Origin of the sequence: Hydrocarboniphaga sp., assembly GCF_965279055.1 — a bacterium.
In the GTDB taxonomy this organism is placed as follows: domain Bacteria; phylum Pseudomonadota; class Gammaproteobacteria; order Nevskiales; family Nevskiaceae; genus Hydrocarboniphaga.
On record NZ_OZ257125.1, the window covers coordinates 3,001,690 to 3,021,971 of the forward strand.

General features: G+C 66.1%; 16 protein-coding genes. 15 read left to right on the top strand and 1 reads right to left on the bottom strand.

Annotated elements, in window-relative coordinates; genetic code table 11:
- Positions 1-21: 21 nt before the first annotated feature.
- The 15 genes from ptsP (at position 22) to ACQZF9_RS13660 (ending at position 18,996) form a co-directional block, all read left to right on the top strand.
- Complete coding sequence (gene ptsP / locus ACQZF9_RS13590) at positions 22-2,544, top strand: phosphoenolpyruvate--protein phosphotransferase (protein ID WP_428309503.1); 2,523 nt, start codon at positions 22-24, stop codon at positions 2,542-2,544.
- Positions 2,541-3,491 (top strand): 1-phosphofructokinase, encoded by a 951-nt coding sequence (gene pfkB, locus ACQZF9_RS13595; protein WP_428309504.1) that lies wholly within the window; start codon positions 2,541-2,543, stop codon positions 3,489-3,491. The genes ptsP and pfkB overlap by 4 nt, the downstream gene beginning before the upstream one ends.
- Positions 3,492-3,554: 63 nt before the next feature.
- A complete protein-coding gene (locus tag ACQZF9_RS13600) occupies positions 3,555-5,249 on the top strand; it encodes a PTS fructose transporter subunit IIC (protein ID WP_428309505.1) in 1,695 nt (564 codons plus the stop codon).
- A gap of 135 nt (positions 5,250-5,384) precedes the next feature.
- Entirely contained in the window at positions 5,385-6,686 is a 1,302-nt protein-coding gene (locus tag ACQZF9_RS13605; protein WP_428309506.1) for a carbohydrate porin, read from the top strand.
- A gap of 119 nt (positions 6,687-6,805) precedes the next feature.
- Complete coding sequence (gene mfd / locus ACQZF9_RS13610) at positions 6,806-10,252, top strand: transcription-repair coupling factor (RefSeq protein WP_428309507.1); 3,447 nt, start codon at positions 6,806-6,808, stop codon at positions 10,250-10,252.
- Positions 10,249-10,848, top strand: a complete 600-nt coding sequence (locus ACQZF9_RS13615; protein ID WP_428309508.1) for a CsiV family protein — start codon at positions 10,249-10,251, stop codon at positions 10,846-10,848. Before mfd ends, ACQZF9_RS13615 begins: the two co-directional genes overlap by 4 nt.
- Positions 10,849-11,071: 223 nt before the next feature.
- Positions 11,072-11,251: a YezD family protein gene (locus ACQZF9_RS13620; protein ID WP_428309509.1), complete on the top strand. Its 180-nt coding sequence runs from the start codon at positions 11,072-11,074 to the stop codon at positions 11,249-11,251.
- 136 nt (positions 11,252-11,387) lie between these two features.
- On the top strand, positions 11,388-12,830 hold the full coding sequence (locus tag ACQZF9_RS13625; RefSeq protein ID WP_428309510.1) for an OprO/OprP family phosphate-selective porin: 1,443 nt from the start codon (positions 11,388-11,390) through the stop codon (positions 12,828-12,830).
- Between the two features lie 30 nt (positions 12,831-12,860).
- A complete protein-coding gene (locus tag ACQZF9_RS13630) occupies positions 12,861-13,856 on the top strand; it encodes a sulfate ABC transporter substrate-binding protein (protein WP_428309511.1) in 996 nt (331 codons plus the stop codon).
- A gap of 73 nt (positions 13,857-13,929) precedes the next feature.
- Positions 13,930-14,934 (top strand): sulfate ABC transporter substrate-binding protein, encoded by a 1,005-nt coding sequence (locus ACQZF9_RS13635; protein WP_428309512.1) that lies wholly within the window; start codon positions 13,930-13,932, stop codon positions 14,932-14,934.
- A 39-nt stretch (positions 14,935-14,973) separates the two neighbouring features.
- On the top strand, positions 14,974-15,192 hold the full coding sequence (locus ACQZF9_RS13640; protein ID WP_428309513.1) for a TOBE domain-containing protein: 219 nt from the start codon (positions 14,974-14,976) through the stop codon (positions 15,190-15,192).
- A 176-nt stretch (positions 15,193-15,368) separates the two neighbouring features.
- Positions 15,369-15,995: a class II glutamine amidotransferase gene (locus ACQZF9_RS13645; RefSeq protein WP_428309514.1), complete on the top strand. Its 627-nt coding sequence runs from the start codon at positions 15,369-15,371 to the stop codon at positions 15,993-15,995.
- A 49-nt stretch (positions 15,996-16,044) separates the two neighbouring features.
- Positions 16,045-16,917 carry a sulfate ABC transporter permease subunit CysT gene (gene cysT, locus ACQZF9_RS13650; protein ID WP_428309515.1) on the top strand — a complete coding sequence of 291 codons (873 nt, stop codon included), beginning with the start codon at positions 16,045-16,047 and terminating at the stop codon, positions 16,915-16,917.
- Positions 16,914-17,828 (top strand): sulfate ABC transporter permease subunit CysW, encoded by a 915-nt coding sequence (gene cysW / locus ACQZF9_RS13655; RefSeq protein ID WP_428309516.1) that lies wholly within the window; start codon positions 16,914-16,916, stop codon positions 17,826-17,828. Before cysT ends, cysW begins: the two co-directional genes overlap by 4 nt.
- A 34-nt stretch (positions 17,829-17,862) precedes the next feature.
- On the top strand, positions 17,863-18,996 hold the full coding sequence (locus ACQZF9_RS13660; RefSeq protein ID WP_428309517.1) for a sulfate/molybdate ABC transporter ATP-binding protein: 1,134 nt from the start codon (positions 17,863-17,865) through the stop codon (positions 18,994-18,996).
- A gap of 21 nt (positions 18,997-19,017) precedes the next feature.
- Here ACQZF9_RS13660 and ACQZF9_RS13665 read toward each other — a convergent pair whose 3' ends face one another.
- Positions 19,018-20,214: a Bcr/CflA family multidrug efflux MFS transporter gene (locus ACQZF9_RS13665; protein ID WP_428309518.1), complete on the bottom strand. Its 1,197-nt coding sequence runs from the start codon at positions 20,212-20,214 to the stop codon at positions 19,018-19,020.
- Positions 20,215-20,282 lie beyond the last annotated feature (68 nt).

The following is a 20,282-nucleotide window of genomic DNA, read 5'->3' on the forward strand; positions in this document are numbered from 1 at the left end:
GGTACTGGAGGAGTCCAGAAGATGAGCATCGCCAATCCGACGATAGCCAACGCGGCGCTGCTGCCTCGCGAGCTGGTGCGCCTGGGCGCACATCCGGCCAGCAAGGAAGCGACGATTCGCGAGGCCGCGCAGCTGCTGGTCGCGGCCGGCTGCATCGAACCCGGCTACGAGGCCAGCATGCTCAAGCGCGAGGCGGTGGCGAACACCTTTCTCGGCCACGGCGTGGTGATTCCGCACGGCCTGGGCGAAGACCGTCACCTGGTCAAACGCAACGGCATCGCGGTGCTGCAGGTGCCGGCCGGCGTCGAGTGGAATCCGGGCCAGACCGCGCACCTGGTGGTCGCGATCGCGGCGCAGTCCGACGCGCATATCGCGATACTGCGCCGGCTGACGCGGCTGATTCAGGACAATTCGCGACTGGTCGCGCTGTTCGTCACCGACGACGTGCAACAGATCGTCGACGCGCTCAGCGTCGACGCGATAGAAGAAGCGCCGGCCCAGCCGGCCACCGATCTGGCCGAGCGTTTCGAATGGACCGTGCCCTACCCGGCCGGCCTGCACGCGCGGCCGGCCTCGCGCTGGGTGGAAACCGCGCGCAGCTTCGGCGCGCGCATGCAGCTGCGCTTCGGTGACCAGCTCGCCGATGCCAAGAATCTGGTGTCGCTGCTGCAACTCGGCCTGCGCTTTGGCGACACGGTGGTGATTTCCGCCGAAGGCCGCGACGCCGGCTCGGCATTGATTCGACTGAAAGCGGTGATCAACGGCATCACCGCGCAGGAGAAGGCCGATGCGGAGACCGCGGCCAAGCGCGCGGCCGCACCGGCACTGGGCTGGTCGCCGCCGCAGGCGCCGGCCGCGATCGCCGGCATCGGCGCCAGCCCGGGCCTGGCGATCGGCGTCGTCCATCGCCTGTCCGCGAATCAGGCGCCGATTCCCGATCACCCGCTGCCGCTCTCTCAAGGCGGCGAGTTGCTGCACGAGGCGCTGAACGTCACGCGTCTGCAGTTGAAGGCCGTTGCCGACGACACCGCGCGCCGTCTCGGCGCAGCGGATGCGGCGATCTTCAAGGCGCAGGCGGAGCTGCTCAACGACACCGATCTGATCACCCTGACCTGCCAGCTGATGGTCGAAGGCCACGGCGTCGCGTGGAGCTGGAACCAGGCGGTCGAGCGCATGGCCGGCAAGCTGTCGGCACTCGGCAATGCGGTGCTCGCTGGCCGCGCGGCGGATCTGCGCGATGTCGGTCGCCGCGTGCTCACGCAGATCGATCCGTCCCTGCATGGCGGCGATGCAACCAAGGAACTGCCGGCGAACTGCATCCTGGTCGCTGCCGATCTGTCGCCTTCGGATACCGCGACGCTGGATCCGCAGCGCGTCGTCGGCCTGGCCACGGCGCAGGGCGGCCCGACCTCGCATACCGCGATTCTGGCGCGCACGCTGGGCTTGCCGGCGCTGGTCGCCGGTGGCGCGGCGCTGCTCGATGTCGCCGAAGGTGTCGAGGCGATCATCGACGGCCAGAACGGCCGGCTGTATCTGAATCCGTCGCCGGCCGACCTGGCGTCGGCGCGCGCCTACATCGAAGAACAGCAGGCGATCCGCGCGCGCGAAGCCGAGCAGCGCAGCCTGCCGGCGCAGACCACCGACGGCCATCACGTCGACATCGGCGCCAACATCAACCTGCCCGACCAGGCGCCGCTGGCGCTGTCGCAGGGCGCCGAAGGCGTCGGCCTGATGCGCACCGAGTTCCTGTTCCTGGAACGCGGCAGCACGCCATCGGAAGACGAGCAATACGAAACCTACACCGCGATGGCGCGCGCGCTCGATGGCCGTCCGCTGATCGTGCGTGCGCTGGATATCGGGGGCGACAAGCAGGTCGCGCATCTGGATCTGCCGCACGAAGACAATCCCTTCCTCGGCGTGCGCGGCGCGCGCCTGCTGTTGCGTCGCGCCGACCTGCTGGAGCCACAGCTGCGCGCGCTGTATCGCGCGGCCAAAGACGGCGCGGCCCTCAAAATCATGTTCCCGATGATCACCTCGGTACCGGAGATCGTCGCGCTGCGCGGCATTTGCGAGCGCATCCGCGCCGAACTCGACGCACCGGCGGTGGCGATCGGCATCATGATCGAAGTGCCGGCGGCGGCGATCCAGGCCGACGCGCTGGCGCGCCACGCCGATTTCTTCTCGATCGGCACCAACGATCTGACCCAGTACGTGCTGGCGATCGACCGGCAGAATCCGGAGCTCGCCGCCGAAGCGGACAGCCTGCATCCGGCGGTGCTGAGGCTGATTCGCCTGACCGTCGAAGGCGCGGCACAGCACGGCCGTTGGGTCGGCGTCTGCGGCGGACTCGCCGGCGATCCGTTCGGCGCGATGCTGCTGACCGGCCTCGGGGTGCAGGAGCTGTCGATGACGCCGCGCGATATTCCGGCGGTGAAAGCGCGGCTGCGCGCCAGCGATCTTGCCGCGCTGAAGCAGCTCGCAGGCAAGGCGCTCGCCGCCGAAACGGCGGCCGAGGTGCGTGCGCTCGACGGAGCCGCGGCATGAGCGCGCGCGTCGTCACCGTCACCCTGAATCCGGCGATTGATCAGACCGTGATGCTCGATGCCTTGCAGCTCGGCGCAGTGAATCGCGCAATATCGGCGCGCATCGACGCCGGCGGCAAGGGCGTCAACGTCGCCTCCTGCCTTGCCGACTGGGGCGTGGAGACGACCGCAACCGGCCTGCTCGGGCGCGCCAATGCCTCGGTGTTCGAAACGCTTTTCGACGCCAAGCACATCGACGATCGCTTTCTGCGGCTCAGCGGCGAAACCCGCACCAATATCAAGATCGTCGAACGCGACGGCACCACCACCGACGTCAACCTGCCGGGCCTGAAAGCCAAGGCCGGCGATCTGGACGCGGTGAGCCGCACGCTCGGCGACCTCTGCGCCGCCGACAGGCTCGTCGTTCTATCCGGCAGCCTGCCGGCCGGACTGCCGGAAGACAGCTATGTCGAGTTGCTGAAAATCGTCGCTGGCAAACAGGCGCGCGCGGTGATGGACACCAGCGGCGCACCGCTGGCTGCTGCACTGAAAGCGCCGAAATCCGCGTTGCCTTATGCGATCAAGCCTAATCGCCACGAACTCGAAACCTGGGCCGGCCGCGCGCTGAATACACCGGCCGAACTGCTCGCCGCCGCGCAGCAGTTGCGCTCGCTCGGCATCGCGCTGGTGGTGATTTCGCAGGGCGAACACGGCGCGCTGTTCGTCAGCGCCGAAGGCGCGCTGCAGGCGCAGGCACCGGCGATCGCGACGAGCAGCACCGTCGGCGCCGGCGACGCCATGGTCGCCGGACTCACCGTGGCGCTGCAGGGCAATGCCGATCTGGAAACCACGGCGCGCCTGGCCACCGGCTTCGCCGCCGCCAAGCTCGGCCTGCCCGGACCGAATCTGCCGGATCGTCGCCGAGTCGAAGCACTCGCCGCCGCCACGCGCATCAAGTTGCACGGGTGAAACCCGGGATCGAACGCAAGCAAGACCCTCGGGTTTCACCCGGGCTACGTTGGAGGAGATGAAATGAAAAAATACTGTGCAGTGATCAGCGCCGGAGAGCGCAGCACGCAGGCCGTACTCGCCGCCGAAGCCTTGCGCCGCGCGGCCAGCGATCGCGGCGACCAGCTCGACGCCGAAGTGCGCACGGCGCAAGGCGTGATCGGCCCGCTCGGCGATGTCACATCGGCCGGCAGCGTGCTGCTGGTCGGCACGGAAGACCTGCAAGCCGAACGCTTCGGTGAGATTCCGCGCGTAAACGCGACGCTCGACGAAGTGCTCAGCGATGCCGCTGCCGTGCTGAAACGCGCCGATATCAGCGGCGCGGCGAACACCAGCAAGCGCATCGTCGCGATCACCTCCTGCCCGACCGGCATCGCCCACACCTTCATGGCCGCCGAAGGCATCCAGCAGGCGGCGAAAGCGCTCGGTCATCAGGTGCGCGTCGAGACGCAAGGTTCGGTCGGTGCGCGCGACACGCTGAGCAGCGACGAAATCCGCGACGCCGACCTGGTGCTGATCGCGGCCGACACGCAGGTCGACCTGTCGCGCTTCGGCGGCAAGCGGCTGTACAAGAGCGCGACCAAGCCGGCGATCAACGACGGCAAGGCGCTGATCGCCAGAGCGTTCGCGGAGGCCAGCGTCTACGGCGCAGAAAAAGCGGCAGCGAGCGACGATAAAAAATCAGCAGCGGACAAGCGCAGCGGTCCCTACAAGCATCTGATGACCGGCGTGTCTTTCATGCTGCCCTTCGTGACCGCCGGCGGCCTGCTGATCGCGCTCGCTTTCGCACTCGGCGGCATCTACGCCTTCGACGACGCGCACAAGGGCACGCTCGCCTGGTCACTGTTCCAGATCGGCGCCAAGGCCGGCTTCGTGCTGATGGTGCCGGCACTGGCCGGCTACATCGCGTTCTCGATCGCCGATCGCCCCGGCATCGCGCCCGGCATGATCGGCGGCCTGGTCGCCGCCAACCTCAATGCCGGCTTTCTCGGCGGCATCGCCGCTGGTTTCATTGCCGGCTACGGTGTCGCGTTCTTGAACCAGCACATCAAGTTGCCGCGCAATCTCGAAGGTCTGAAACCGGTGCTGATCCTGCCGGTGCTCGGCACTTTGCTGACGGGCCTTGCGATGATCTACGTCGTCGGTGGCCCGGTCGCCGAAGCGCTCGCCGCGCTGACGACTTGGCTGCGCGGCATGCAGGGCAGCAGCGCGATCCTGCTGGGGCTGCTGATCGGCGGCATGATGGCCTTCGACATGGGGGGCCCGGTCAACAAGGCCGCGTATGCCTTCTCCACCGGCCTGCTCGCCAGCGAGGTCTACAGCCCGATGGCCGCGGCGATGGTCGCCGGCATGACCGCGCCGATCGGCGTCGCGATCGCGACCAAGATTTTTTCCGATCGCTTCACCGTCGAGGAACGCGAAGCCGGCAACGCCGCCGGCGTGCTCGGCCTGGCGTTCGTCACCGAAGGCGCCATTCCGTTCGCGGCGCGCGATCCGTTTCGCGTGATTCCCTCGCTGGTGCTCGGCTCGGCGGTCGCCGGTGCGATCTCGATGGCGGTCGGTGCAGAACTGAAAGTGCCGCATGGCGGCGTGTTCGTGTTGCCGATTCCGAATGCGGTGACGCATTTGGGCGGGTATCTGCTGGCGCTGGTCGTCGGTTCGCTGCTGACGGCCGTGGCGCTGCGTGTGTTGAAGAAGCCCGTACCGCTCGCCGCGTAATTCAAGGTTTCAGTCGCGGATAGGATCCGCTCCTACAAGGAGCCTCCTGTAGGAGCGGATCTTATCCGCGACTGCGAAATACCAACTCTTAGCTGCCCCAAATCAGCGGACAAAAAATCCGCCGCAGGAGAACTCATGCTCAAATTCACCCCGATCGCCTTGCTCGGCGCACTTTTCGCCGGCAGCCTCGCCCACGCCGCGACCCTTGAAGACCAAGGCATCAAGATCCTCGGCAGTTACACCGGCGAGTCCGCAGCCGTCGTCGATGGCGGCCTGCGCAATGGCAGCGCCTACGCCGGCCAGTTCTTCCTCGGCACCGATCTGGACATGGCCAAGCTCGTCGGCTGGAGTGGCGCGACAATCCGCCTCTACGGCGCCAGTCGCCACGGCGACAACCTGTCGGTGGATGAAATCGGCAACAGTACCTCGGTGCAGGAAATCTACGGCGGCCAGACCGAGCGCCTGGTCAATTTCACGGTGGCGCAAAAACTCTTCGACGATCGCCTGCTGCTGGAGGCCGGCCGCACCGTCGCCAACATCCAGTTCCTCAGTTCGGAGCTGTGCAACTACTTCCAGACCAACTCGGCCTGCGGCAATCCGACCTTCATTTTCCGCACCAGCGGCTTCACTTACTGGCCGGTGGCGAGTTGGGGCGGACAGGCCAAGTTCTGGCTGACGCCGCAGCTCTACGTTCACGGCGGTGTCTACGAAGTGAATCCGCATCAGGCCGAAGAAGATCAGCATGGCCTGGAATGGAGCACGAAAGATGCGACGGGCGTGATCACGCCTTACGCGCTGGGCTACAAGACCACGCTGGCGAACGATAGCCTGCCGCGGCTGTACGAGGTCGGCGGCTGGTACGACGGCAGCGACTACCGCGATCCGCTGCGCGACAGCACCGGCATGCCGGCCGCGGTCAGCGGCAATGACTACGCGCAGCGCAGCGGCCGTTCCGGCGTCTGGTTTCGCTTCGAGCAGCAACTGACGCGGCCGAATGCGAACGACGATCGCGGCCTGACCGTGTTCGGCGCCGCGCTGACCGGCACGCATGGCGAACTCGGCGAGGATCACTTCCTCGAACTCGGCCTGGTGCAGAAAGGCACGTTCGCGAACCGGCCGAAAGACACCATCGGTTTCGTCATCGACCAGCAGCGTTACAGCGGCGAGGCACTCGAGAATCAGCGCCTGCTGCGCGCTGCCGCCGGCGGCAGCGGCTCGCCGCACGATGCGCAGACGATGATGGAGCTCAGCTACGGCATCCAGGTGAATCAGCAGCTGCGGCTGCAGCCGAACCTGCAGTACATCGTCCATCCCGACCAGTTCGGCGATCCGTCGCGCACGCGCAACCTGCCCAACGCCTTCGTCGTCGGCCTGCGCATCGACCTGTCGTTTCAGCCGTTTTTGCAATCGTTCGTCGAAGGGATGGCGAAGCCGTAGTTCAATCGGCACTTGTAGGAGCGGGCTTGCCCGCGACTCGCCCCTGCCAGAGCACAGTCGCGGGCAAGCCCGCTCCTACAGGTGGGCTCGTGTAAAATCGGCGGCCACAAGCAGAGCCGATGAATCAGCCCGTAGACGACCACGCAGCACCCCCCTCCCCGCCGGCAGTTGCGGCGCTGGCGGCCGTGCGCGCGGCGCAGGCCCACAAGGGCCTGGTGCTGGCGATCGTCGGCGACGAGCGCGAGGCCTATCGTTTAGAGGACGAGCTGCGCTTCTTCGCCGGCCCGGACCTGACCGTGCTGCACCTGCCGGATACCGAGGTGCTGCCCTACGACCAGTTCTCGCCGCACCAGGAAATCCTGTCGAACCGGATGGCAGCGCTCTACCAGCTGCCGACGACGCGCCGCGGCATCCTGCTGGTCACCGCCGACGCGCTGCTGACGCGCCTGCCGCCGCGCAGTTACCTGGAAGGCCGCGCACTGATGCTGAAGACCGGCGAGCGGCTCGATCCGCTGGCGTTCCGCGAGCGCCTGGTCGGCGCCGGCTACACCAGCGTCAGCGAAGTGCAGACCCAGGGCGAATTCGCGGTGCGCGGCGCGCTGATCGACCTGTTCCCGATGGGCTCGGAGACCGCGTATCGCATCGACCTGTTCGACGAGGATATCGAGTCGATCCGCAGCTTCGATCCGGAGACGCAGCGCAGCGTCGACAAGGTTGCCGAGGTGCGCCTGCTGCCGGCGCGCGACTTCCCCACCGATCGCGAAGGCATCGACACCTTCCGCCGTCGCTATCGCGAATATTTCCCCGGCGATCCGTCGCGCTCGCGCGTCTACGCCGACGTCAGCAAGAAGCTGATGCCCAGCGGCATCGAGGCCTGGCTGCCGCTGTTCTTCGGCCAGACCGCGTCGCTGTTCGACTATCTGCCCAGCGACACGCTGGTGGTCGAGCTGGCGAATTTGGAGATCGCGACGGCCGCCGACTGGTCGCAGATCAATGAGCGTTTCGAGCGCCATCGCGGCGACATCGAGCGGCCGCTGATGAAACCGGCCGATCTGTATATCGCGCCGGAAGACGCGCTGACGCGGCTGGCGAAGCTGCCGCATGCGCCGTCGAGCATTCCCTGCGAGCACCTCGCCGAAGGCGAAGCCGAGCTGCGCGAGTGGCTCAAGCAATCCCAGGACCGCGTGCTGTTCGTCGCCGAATCCGCCGGCCGCCGCGAGGCGCTGATCGACTGGCTCAAGCCGCTCGGCGTGCTGACGCGCGAGTACAGCACCTGGTCGGCTTTCGCCGCCGACAAGAATCGCTATGGCATCACGCTCGGCCCGCTGCAGACCGGCTTCCGACTCAGCGAAGACGGCGTCGCGCTGATCAGCGAGGCGCAGGTGTTCGGCCGTCGCGCGCCGGTGGAATCGCGCGCACGCCGCACCAAGATCCGCGACCCGGAAACCATCCTGCGCGATCTGTCGAGCCTGGAGATCGGCGCGCCGGTGGTGCATGCGCAGCACGGCGTCGGCCGGTATCGAGGCCTGATCAAGCTCGACGCCGGCGGCATCGAGGCCGAATACCTGGTGCTGGAATACGCCAGCCGCACCACCGCCGCCGAACGCAGCGACGCCGCGGCCGGCAAGAAGAACGCGCCGGGCGCGTCGCGCTCCGGCAATCGCGACGCGCCCGGTGCCGGCGACAAGCTCTACGTGCCGGTCGGCTCGCTGCAGATGATCCACCGCTACACCGGCGCCGAAGACGAGTCCGCACCGCTGCATTCGCTGGGCTCGGAGCGCTGGGAAAAAGTCCAGGCCAAGGCGCGCGAGAAGGCGCACGACGTGGCTGCCGAGCTGCTGCAGATCCAGGCGCGCCGCGCCGCGAAAATCGGCATGAAGCTGGACCTCGACGAGGAAGACTATCGCCGCTTCTGCGAAGGCTTCCCGTTCACGACGACGCAGGATCAGCAGAGCGCGATCGAGGCGGTGCTCGCCGACCTGCAGAACGACAAGCCGATGGACCGCGTGATCTGCGGCGACGTCGGCTTCGGCAAGACCGAGGTCGCGCTGCGCGCCTGCTTCGCGGTCGCGCGCTCGGGTCGCCAGGTGTGCCTGCTCGCGCCGACGACACTGCTGGTTGCGCAGCATGAAAAGAACTTCCGCGACCGTTTCGCCGGCTGGCCGATCCGCGTCACCGCGCTGTCGCGGCTGCGCACCCCCAAGGAACAGACGCAGATCCTGAAGGAAGTCGAAGCGGGCACGCTCGACGTCGTCATCGGCACGCATCGGCTGTTGCAGGAAGACGTGCGCTTCAAGGATCTGGGCCTGGTCGTCATCGACGAGGAGCATCGCTTCGGCGTGCGCCACAAGGAGCGCCTGAAGAACCTGCGCGCCGAAGTCGACATGCTGACACTGACCGCGACGCCGATCCCGCGCACACTGAACATGAGCATGGCCGGCCTGCGCGACCTGTCGATCATCGCAACGCCGCCGGCGTCGCGGCTGGCGATCAAGACCTTCGTCGCCGAATGGGAACGCAATCTGGTCATCGAGGCGATCCAGCGCGAGCTGCGCCGCGGCGGCCAGGTGTATTACCTGCACAACGAGGTCGCCGACATCGCCAAGGTCGCCGACGACGTCGCCAAGCTGGTGCCGGAAGCGCGCGTGCGTTTTGCCCACGGCCAGATGCGCGAGCGCGATCTGGAGCAGGTGATGCTCGACTTCTATCACCAGCGCTTCAACGTGCTGGTGAGTACCACGATCATCGAATCCGGCATCGACGTGCCGACCGCGAATACGATGATCATCGATCGCGCCGACAATCTCGGCCTCGCCCAGCTGCACCAGCTGCGCGGCCGTGTCGGCCGCAGTCATCATCGTGCCTATGCCTACCTGATGGTGCCGAGCAAGCGTGCGCTGAGCGCGGATGCGCAGAAGCGACTGGATGCGATCGAAACGCTCGGCGAACTCGGCAGCGGCTTCGCTCTGGCCACGCATGATCTGGAAATCCGCGGCGCCGGCGAGCTGCTGGGCGAAGGCCAGAGCGGCCAGATCGAGGAAGTCGGTTTCACCATGTACGCCGAGCTGCTGGCGCGCGCGGTGCGCGCACTGCGCTCGGGCAAGCTCGACGATCAGCCGTTCGGCGTCGCCGCCTGCGAAGTCGACCTCGGCGTCTCCGCGCTGCTGCCGGAAGATTTCATTCCCGACGTGCATACGCGTCTGGTGTTCTACAAGCGCATCTCCGAAGGCGCGGACGAGAAGGCGCTAACCGAACTCAAGGTCGAGATGATCGACCGCTTCGGCCTGCTGCCGCCGCCCGCCGAGCGCCTGTTCGACAACGCGCGGCTGCGCGTGATGGGCGAGGCGCTCGGCATCACCAAGATCCGCGCCGGCGCGCACAGCGCCAGCCTGGAATTCGGCCCGCAGCCGAAGGTCGATCCGACCAAGATGATCCGGCTGATCCAGAAACAGCCGCGCGTCTACAAGCTCGAAGGTCAGAAGCGCTTGAACATCACCGCGGTGCTGGACGCTCCCGAAAAACGCGCCGACCAGATGGCGGCGCTGCTGAGTACACTCGCGCCATGATCAGAATGCCGATGACCCGTAGCGTCGCACTGGCCTTGTCGCTGGCCCTGTTCGCCGTCAGCGCGCCGGCCCGCGCCGAAACCTATCGCATGGACGTGATCATCTTCGTCGACCTGTGGGCCAGCGGCAGCGAGGCGGGCACGCCGCCGGGCGCGCCGCAGCTCAAGGGCGCGATCGATCTGGACGACGTCGCCAAGCTGCGCGCCGCCGGCATCGAGATCCTGCCGGAAGACCAGTTCGCGCTGATGGACCAGTACAACCACCTGCGCTACAGCAAGCAGTTCAAGCCGCTGATGCGCCTGGCCTGGACGCAGAAGGACCCGCCGCAGGAGCGCGGCCCGGCGCTGCATATCAGGATCGGCGGCAGCGCCGACGGCGCGACGCCGCCGCTGGTCGACGGCAGCATCGCCATGCTGCTGAGCCGCTACCTGCACCTGGACGCCGACCTGGCCTACCAGCAGGACGGCCAGAGCTGGGCCTTGGACGAGCGCCGCAAGATGCGCCGCGACGAGGTCCACCACCTGGACAGCGCCAGGCTGGGCATCCTCGCCCAGGTCAGCAAGGCCGGCGGCGGCGCGGACGACACGACGCCGTAGAGCGCGACCCCGCGGCCCCGGGCAAACTCCCGGATTCGCCAACCGAAGCCCCGGCTTTCAGCCGGGCTACACCATGTTCTGCTGCTTAAGCCGTTTCGGCCTTGAGCTGTGCTTTCTTATATTCCATTACTGAATATATCCAGTCTCACATATTCTTTTGAGACCTAACTTTGCGTTTGTACGATGGCCACACACCGGCAAAAACCGGCGCACCGGCATTGACATGAACGCAGACGTACACCGACTCGACGAAACCGAATTCAAGCTGGCCGAACGCATCGTGCAGGCGTTGCGCGGCCTGCGTTACGGCTCGGTCGAGATCGTCGTGCATGACGGCCGGGTGGTTCAGTTCGAGCGTCGCGAGCGGGTTCGTTTCGACCGCGGCGAAGAGTCCAAGCGGTAGGGAAACCGCAGCGAACGGGCAACCATCGGGCCTTCAGCAGCACAGACCGCAGCAACCGCCGTCGCAGCATCCATTTGATCTTTGATCCACCAGCGGCGTGCCAAAAAGCGCCGCGTAACGGGGAGTTTTTTTAGCCATGAAGAGCAACGCAACGACCACATCTCTCTCGCTGCCGGCATTCGTGCTGACGGCGACCGCCGCCGCCGTGCTGGCCAGCTTCTCCGGCGCCGCGCGCGCCGACGACGCGCCGACGACCGCCGATCTCGACCAGCGCATCAAGGTGCTCGAGCGCCAGCTCGAAATCCAGCAGGAAGACGCCGCCGCCAAGGCCAAGGACGCGACCACCGCGTCCGCCGGTGAGAAAGGCTTCTCGCTGAAGAAGGGCGACTACGAAATCAAGTTCAGCGCGCTGGCCCAGGTCGATGGCCGCTTCTATCTCGACGACGGCCCCACCGACACCCAGCCGGCCGCACCGCGCTTCAACGACGGCTTCCGCCTGCGCCGCCTGCGCCCGACCATCCAGGGCACGCTGGGCAAGCTGGTCGGCTTTCGCTTCACCCCCGAATTCGCCGGCGACGGCAGCGGCCTGGCCGCCAGCATCGTCGATGCTTACATCGATCTGAAGTTCGACCCGGCGGCGAGCCTGCGCGTCGGCAAGCAGAAGGGCCCGGTCGGCCTCGAACGACTGCAGTCCGGCGGCGCGATCGACTTCGTCGAACGCGGCTATCCGACCGAACTGGTGCCCAACCGCGACATCGGCGTGAACCTGTTCGGCGAGCTGCTCAGCAGCACGGTCAACTACTCGGTCGGCATCTTCAACGGCACCCGCGACGGCCGCGACATCGACGCCGCCGACTCCGACAACCGCCACGAGATCGAAGGCCGCCTGTTCACCGAGCCGTTCAAGAACGCACCCGGCGTGTTCCAAGGCCTGGGCTTCGGCGTCGGTGGCAGCACTGGCACGCGCAACACCCGCAACGGCACCACGATCACCAATCCGGCGCAGTACCGCACGCCGGGCCAGAACACCTTCTTCAGCTACGCCAGCACGGTGTTCGCCGACGGCACGCAGACGCGCCTGACGCCGCAGGCCTACTGGTACTACAACAACGTCGGCCTGCTCGCCGAGTACGTCAGCTCCAAGCAGGAGCTGACCAACTCGGTCACCACCGGCACCGGCAGCGCCGCGGTCACCACGGTCACCGAAGGCAAGTTCACCAACAAGGCCTACGAAGTCACCGCGACTTACGTGCTGACCGGCGAAGACACCAGCTACAAAGGCGTGGTCAAGCCGAAGAACTCGTACACCATCGGCGGCCCGGGCTGGGGCGCGTTCGAGCTCGCCGCCCGTTATGGCGAGCTGGATGTCGACAACGACGCCTTCACCTCCGGCTTCGCCAGCGCCACCGCTTCGGCCAGCAAGGCCAGCAGCTACGGCGTCGGCGTCAACTGGTACCTCAGTGCCAACGCCAAGGTGGTGCTCGACTACGACCACACCAAGTTCGATGGCGGTGCCGTCGCCGGTCAGGATCGTCTCGCCGAAAAGACGATCTTCACGCGCCTGCAGATCACCTACTAAGCCGCGACCGACCCTATTCAGGACATGATCATGATCAAGAAATTACTGCTGGCCGCCGCGATCGCGGCGCTGCCGATCATCACCCAGGCCGCCAACGTCGAGCTGCTCAACGTCTCCTACGATCCGACCCGCGAGCTGTATAAAGCCGTCAACAGCGCGTTCGCCGAACAGTGGAAAGCCAAGACCGGCGACACGGTCACCATCAAGCAGTCGCATGGCGGCTCGGGCAAGCAGGCCCGCTCCGTGATCGACGGCCTCGAAGCCGACGTCGTCACGCTGGCGCTGGCCGCCGACATTGACGCGATCAGCGAGAAGGCCAAGACCATTCCGGCCGGCTGGCAAAAGCGTCTCGGCCACAACAGCTCGCCCTACACCTCGACCATCGTGCTGCTGGTGCGCAAGGGCAACCCGAAGAAGATCAAGGACTGGGACGACCTGGTGAGGCCGGGCGTCAGCGTGATCACGCCGAACCCGAAGACCTCGGGCGGCGCGCGCTGGAACCACCTCGCCGCCTACGCCTATGCGCTGAAGAAGAACGGCAACGACGAGACCAAGGCCAAGGCCTTCCTCGCGGCGCTGTACAAGAACGTGCCGGTGCTCGACAGCGGTGCCCGCGGTGCGACCACCACGTTCGTGCAGCGCGGTATCGGCGACGTGCTGATCGCCTGGGAAAACGAGGCGTTTCTGTCGATCGACGAGTTCGGCGCCGACAAGTTCGAGATCGTCGCGCCGTCGCTGTCGATCCTGGCCGAGCCGCCGGTATCGCTGGTCGACAAGGTTGCCGCCAAGCACGGCACGACCAAGGTCGCCGAGGCCTACCTGAACTTCCTCTACACGCCGGAAGCGCAGGAGATCATCGCCAGGAACTACTACCGTCCGATCGACGAGAAAGTGGCGGCCAAGTACGCCGACAGGTTCCCGAAGCTTGAGCTGGTCACCATCGCCGACTTCGGCGGCTGGACCAAGGCCCAGGCGGCGCACTTCGCCGACGGCGGCATCTTCGATCAGATCTACGGCGCCAAGTAAGGGCTAGCCGCAAGCACAGTGCAGGCGGCGGGGCATGAGGCCCCGCCGCCGCCCTATAAAAAAACCAGAAAAAATGACGATCAAGAAGCAATGGCTCACCGCTTTCGGCGCAACCGCGCTGCTGGGCCTGTCGTCCGCGGCCAGCGCCGCCGAGCTGCTCAACGTCTCGTATGACGTGGCACGCACCACCTATCAGGATTTCAATCCCGCGTTCATCGCCAGCTGGAAAGCCAAGACCGGCGAGACGCTGAAGATCAACCAGTCGCACGGCGGCTCGTCCAAGCAGGCACGCGCCGTGATCGACGGCCTCGACGCCGACGTGGTGACGATGAACAACCCGCTCGACATCGACGTGATCGCCGAGAAGGCCGCGTTGCTGCCGAAGGACTGGGCCAAGCAGTACCCGAACCACTCCTCGCCGAGCTGGTCGCCGATCCTGTTCGTCGTGCGCAAGGGCAACCCCAAGAACATTCGCGACTGGGCCGATCTGGTCAAGCCCGGCGTCAGCATCGTGATGCCGAATCCGAAAACCTCGGGCAATGGCCGCTACAGCTACCTCGCTGCTTTCGAATGGGCGAAGAAAGCCAAGGGCGGCGAAGACGGCGCTCAGGCTTTCGTCACCGAGCTGTTGGGCCACGTGCCGGTGCTCGACACCGGCGGACGCGGCGCGACGACGACGTTCTCGCAGCGCGGCATCGGCGACGTGCTGCTGACGTTCGAGAACGAAGTGGCGCTGCTGAAGGCCGAACTCGGCGACAAGGTCGAAACGGTGCTGCCGTCGCTGACGGTGCGCGCCGACAACCCGATCGCGCTGGTGCAGAAAGTCGCGGCGAAGAAGGGCAATACCGATCGCGCCCGCGCCTATCTGGATTTCCATTTCACGCCGCAAGCCCAGGAGATTTTCGCTCACAACGACCTGCGTCCGGTCGACGAGGCGATCCTCGCCAAGTATCCCGACCGCTTTCCCCAGCTCAATATTTTCCGCGTCGAAGACGTGTACGGCAGCTGGGCCAAGGCCCAGAAGCAGCACTTTGCCGACGGCGCGAGCTTCGACCAGATCTACGCCGCACGGCGCTGATCCCTTCATTCCACTAAAGCCAGGAAGGCCGAGAACCCTATGTCCATTGCAGCCGTCAACACCCGCAACCAGTTCCGCGGCAAAGTCGCCAACGTGCGCCGCGGATCGGTGGTGTCCGAGGTCGAGATACTGACGCCGAACGGCATCATCTCGGCCGTGGTCACGACGTCGTCGATCGATCTGATCAACCTGCAGGTCGGCGAAGAAGCGCTCGCCATGTTCAAGGCCACCGACGTGCTGGTCGCCAAGCTCGGCTGATCGCCTCGCACTTCAAGAAATGTCCGCGACCGCACACACCCCGTTCCTCCCGAGTAGCTCACGCAGTGAGCGTATCGAGGGACGCATCGTGCTCAAGTCCCTCGATACGCCGCAAGCGGCTACTCGGGACGAACGGAGTGTGTGCGGGTATTCGGGCAAGACATTGGACTGATGCCATGTGCGTGATCATCCACAAGCCGGCCGGGACCGCGATCCCGCATGGCCTGCTGACGGCGGCGGCCTCGTTGAATCGTGACGGCTGGGGGCTGATGGGCTTCGATCGTGGTGGCCAGTTCCTGCTGGAGCGGCATGCGCACGTCGATGTCGCGCAATTGATCGCTGCCGAGCAGAACCATCGCGACGCCGAGATCGTAGTGCATCTGCGCCAGCTGACGCGCGGCTCCACCGACCTGCAGAACATTCATCCGCTGTGGGTCGAAGGCGGTACGTTTTTGATGCACAACGGCACGCTCGGCTGCCTGGAAACGGCACAGGTTTCGCGTTCCGACAGCTGGCATTTCGCTGGCGAAGTGCTGCGCCCGCTGCTGCAACGCGATGCCGAACTGCTCCAGCAGCCGGCGTTTTTGCAACTGCTGGAAATGGCGCTGGGCCAGGACAACAAGGCGGTGTTGCTGCAGCGGAGCACACGCCAGATCCACATCCTCAATCGCCGCTTCGGTGCGGAGGTGGAGGGCCTGTGGTGCAGCAATACGCGCTGGATCGATCAGCGGCTGTACACGCTGAGCGAGCCGGCGCAAGCGCAGGAACGCAGCCCTTCACCCGAGAGTTTGCACTTCATCTAGGTCGGACCTTCACATCCAAGGCCGACTGTACCGACAGAGACCTGACAGCATGACTGCATTAAGCGCGACACCTGATTTAGGCTTCAAAAACAAGCTCAAACCACGATCAGTGATGCCCGGCTTCGGTCTGAGCCTGGGATTCACCGTGTTCTACCTGTGCCTGATCGTGCTGATCCCGCTGGCCGGCGTGTTCTTCAAGACCGCGGACCTGGGCTGGGACGGCATCTGGCGCGTGGTCACGTCGCCGCGCGTCGACGCGGCACTGCGACTGAGCTTCGGCGCCGCCGCGATCGCGGCCACGCTCAATGCGGTCTTCGGCCTGCTGATCGCCTGGGTGTTCGTACGCTACGACTTCTTCGGCAAGAAGCTGCTCGACGCGACCATCGATCTGCCGTTTGCTCTGCCGACCGCGGTCGCCGGCATTGCGTTGACCGCGCTGTATTCCGGCAACGGCTGGGTCGGCCAGTACCTGGAGCCCATGGGCATCAAGGTCGCGTTTACGCCGCTGGGCGTGATCGTGGCGATGACCTTCATCGGCCTGCCCTTCGTCGTGCGCACCGTTCAGCCGGTGCTGGAAGAAGCCGAAAAAGAACTAGAGGAAGCCTCGGCCTCGCTCGGCGCGACACGCTGGCAGACGATCACGCGGGTGATTCTGCCGGCGATCCTGCCGGCGCTGCTGACAGGCTACGCGCTGAGCTTCGCGCGCGCGGTCGGCGAATACGGCTCGGTGATCTTCATCGCCGGCAACCTGCCGATGAAATCGGAGATCGCGCCGCTGCTGATCATCATCAAGCTCGAGGAGTTCGACTACGCCGGCGCCACCGCGGTCGCCGCGACGATGCTGGTGATCTCCTTCGTGATGCTGCTGATCATCAACCTGCTGCAGGCCTGGAGCCGCACGCGCTCGGGAGCCAAGAAATGAGCACGCCCCACAACACCGTCGACCGCACGCTGCAGGATCCGCCGAAGCTACCGTTCGAGCCGCTGATCCAGAAGAACGCGGTGATTACCGAGTCGCGCTGGGTACGCGTGACGCTGACCGCGATTGCGCTGATCTTCCTGCTCGGCTTCCTGCTGCTGCCGCTGATCTCGGTGTTCGTCGAAGCCTTCCGCAACGGCGTCGGCGCCTACTTCGACGCGATTCGCGAAGAAGACGCGCTCGCCGCGATCAAGCTGACGTTGACGGTGTCGGCGATCGCCGTGCCGCTGAACGTGGTGTTCGGCGTGACCGCGGCCTGGGCGATCACCAAGCACAGCTTCCGCGCCAAGCAGCTGCTGATCACCTTGATCGATCTGCCGTTCTCGGTATCGCCGGTGGTCTCGGGCCTGATCTACGTGCTGATCTTCGGCGCACAGGGCTGGGCCGGGCCGTGGATGAGCGAACACGGCTTCAAGGTGCTGTTCGCGGTGCCCGGCATCGTGCTGGCGACGGTGTTCGTGACCTTCCCCTTCGTTGCGCGCGAGCTGATCCCGCTGATGCAGGCGCAGGGCACCGACGACGAGCAGGCGGCGCTGAGCCTGGGCGCCAACGGCTGGCAGGTGTTCTGGCGCGTGACCATCCCGAACATCCGCTGGGGCCTGCTCTACGGCGTGCTGCTGTGCAATGCGCGCGCGATGGGCGAGTTCGGCGCGGTGTCGGTGGTCAGCGGCCATATCCGCGGCCTGACCAACACCATGCCGCTGCACGTCGAGATTCTCTACAACGAATACAACTTCTCCGCCGCCTTCGCGGTGGCATCGCTGCTGGCGATGCTGGCCTTGCTGACCCTGGGCCTGAAGAGCCTGCTCGAATGGCGTCACGGCGAAGAACTCGCGGCGACGCGCAAGCATTGATCAACGCTGCCAACGAACAAACCTAGAGAACATCATGGACATCCAGATTCGCAACATCCACAAGGGTTTCGGCAGCTTCCCGGCCCTCGCCGGCGTCGATCTCGACATTCATTCCGGCGAGCTGATCGCATTGCTCGGCCCTTCCGGCTCGGGCAAGACCACCTTGCTGCGCACCATCGCCGGTCTGGAATATCCGGATGCCGGGCAGATCCTGTTCGGCGGCGAAGACACCGTCGCGCTGCCGGTGCAGCAGCGCCGCGTCGGCTTCGTGTTCCAGCACTACGCGCTGTTCCGCCACATGACGATTCTCGAGAACGTCGCCTTCGGCCTGCGCGTACGTCCGCGCAGCGAGCGTCCCTCCAACGACGACATCAGGAAGAAGGCGCTGGAACTGCTCGACCTGGTGCAGCTCGGCGGTCTGGAAAAACGCTATCCCTCGCAGCTCTCCGGCGGCCAGCGTCAGCGCGTCGCGCTGGCGCGCGCGCTGGCGATCGAGCCGCGCGTGCTGCTGCTCGACGAGCCCTTCGGCGCGCTCGACGCCAAGGTGCGCAAGGACCTGCGCCGCTGGCTGCGCGAACTGCACGACAAGACCGGCTACACCACGATCTTCGTCACGCATGATCAGGAAGAGGCGCTGGAACTCGCCGACCGCGTCGTCGTCATGAGCCGCGGCCGCATCGAGCAGGTCGGCAGCACCGACGAGGTCTACGAAAACCCGGCGACGCCGTTCGTGTTCGACTTCATGGGCAACACCAACATCCTGCCGGGCGAAGTGCGCAACCAGGAAGTGTTCGTGCACGGCACCACCACCGCGATCGCCAGCACCAGCTCGCACGCGCCCGGCCCCGTCGACATCTACGTGCGGCCTATCGATCTGCGCGTCGCCGACCCCGGCATTCCGTCGTTCGAAGCCGAGATCCTGACGACGCAGCGTACCGGCCCGGTGGTGCGCTGCGAAGCGCGCGCGATCGAATCCGGCGTGACCCTGGAAATCGAGCTACCGCATCTGCACTTCGACGTGCCGCTGCTCAAGCCCGAAGCGCGCGTGCAACTGCGCCTGACCAATTTCAGCGTCTTCCCGAAAGGTGCGCCGATCACCCGCCAAGCCCTGCCCGACGTGGTGTCGAACGCGCCGGCGGAATATCGCGAGCGTGGTCGCGCGGGTTGAAGCTGTTGTCTGCTTCCCCCGCTATGCGGGGGAGGGAGTTTTAATCCGCGGCGGTTTGACCAGAGTGCGCAACATCACCTGCGCCAGCAGCGCCCAGAACGCCATCGTCGCCGCCATGCCGAGCGCGTTGCCGGTGTGCAGCGCGGCGACGACCACGCTCGAGGCTCCGGCGAGCACGAACTGCAAGGTGCCGAGCATCGCCGCGGCCATGCCGGCGCGGTCGCCGAACGGCGCCATCGCGCCGGCCTGCGAATTCGGAAAAGTGAAGCCGACGCTGCCCGTGACGATCACCAGCGGCACGGCGATGCCCCAGAAGCCGCCGAAGCCGGTCGCAGCGCAGGCCAGCATCGCCGCGGCGGCGGCCAGATACACCAGCAGGGTCGAACGCAGCACTTTCTCGGCGCGATAACGCTTGAGCAGCCGCGCGTTCAACTGCGACGCGAGAATCAGCGCGAAGGCGTTGGCGCCGAACAGCTGGCCATAGTGATCCGGGGCCAGGCCGAAGTAGTCGATGAACACGAACGGCGAGGCGGTGATGTACGCAAACATGCCGGCCTGCGCGCAACCGCCGGCCAGCGCATAGCCCATGAAGCGGCGATGGCTGACGATGCGCAGATAGTCTTTTGCCACACTGTTGAACGACAGCGGCGGCGAACGCTCGCGCATGACTTCATCGACGCCGAAGTGGATCGCCAGCATGCACAGTAGGCCGAAGCCGACCAGCAGCGCGAAGATCGCGTGCCAGCCGAACCACAGCTCGATCTTGCCGCCGAGTGTCGGCGCCAGGATCGGCGCGACGCCCATGACCAGCACCAGCGTCGACAGAACCTTGGCGGTCTCGTCGACCGGAAAGCGGTCGCGCACGATCGCGCGCGTGATCACCATGCCGGCGCAGCCGCCGAGCGCCTGCAGTGCACGCAGCGCGATCAGCGCTTCGACACTGGGCGCGAGCGCGCAGCCAATCGACGCGACGGTATACAGCGCCAGCCCGAACAGCAGCGGTTTCTTGCGGCCGAAACGATCCGAGATCGGGCCATACATCACCTGGCCGAACGCCAGGCCGATGAAGTACGCAGTCGCGGTCATCTGCACCGACGCGGTGTCGGCGCCGAGTTCGCGACCGATCGCCGGCAGGCTCGGCAGGTACATGTCGATCGACAACGGCCCGAGTGCAGTGACGGCGCCGAGGATCAAAATCAGGCGGCGATAGGGACTCACTTTTGCTTCCCCTCTCCCGCGTGCGGGAGAGGGTGGCCCGCAGGGCCGGGAGAGGGGCTTTTCGGCGA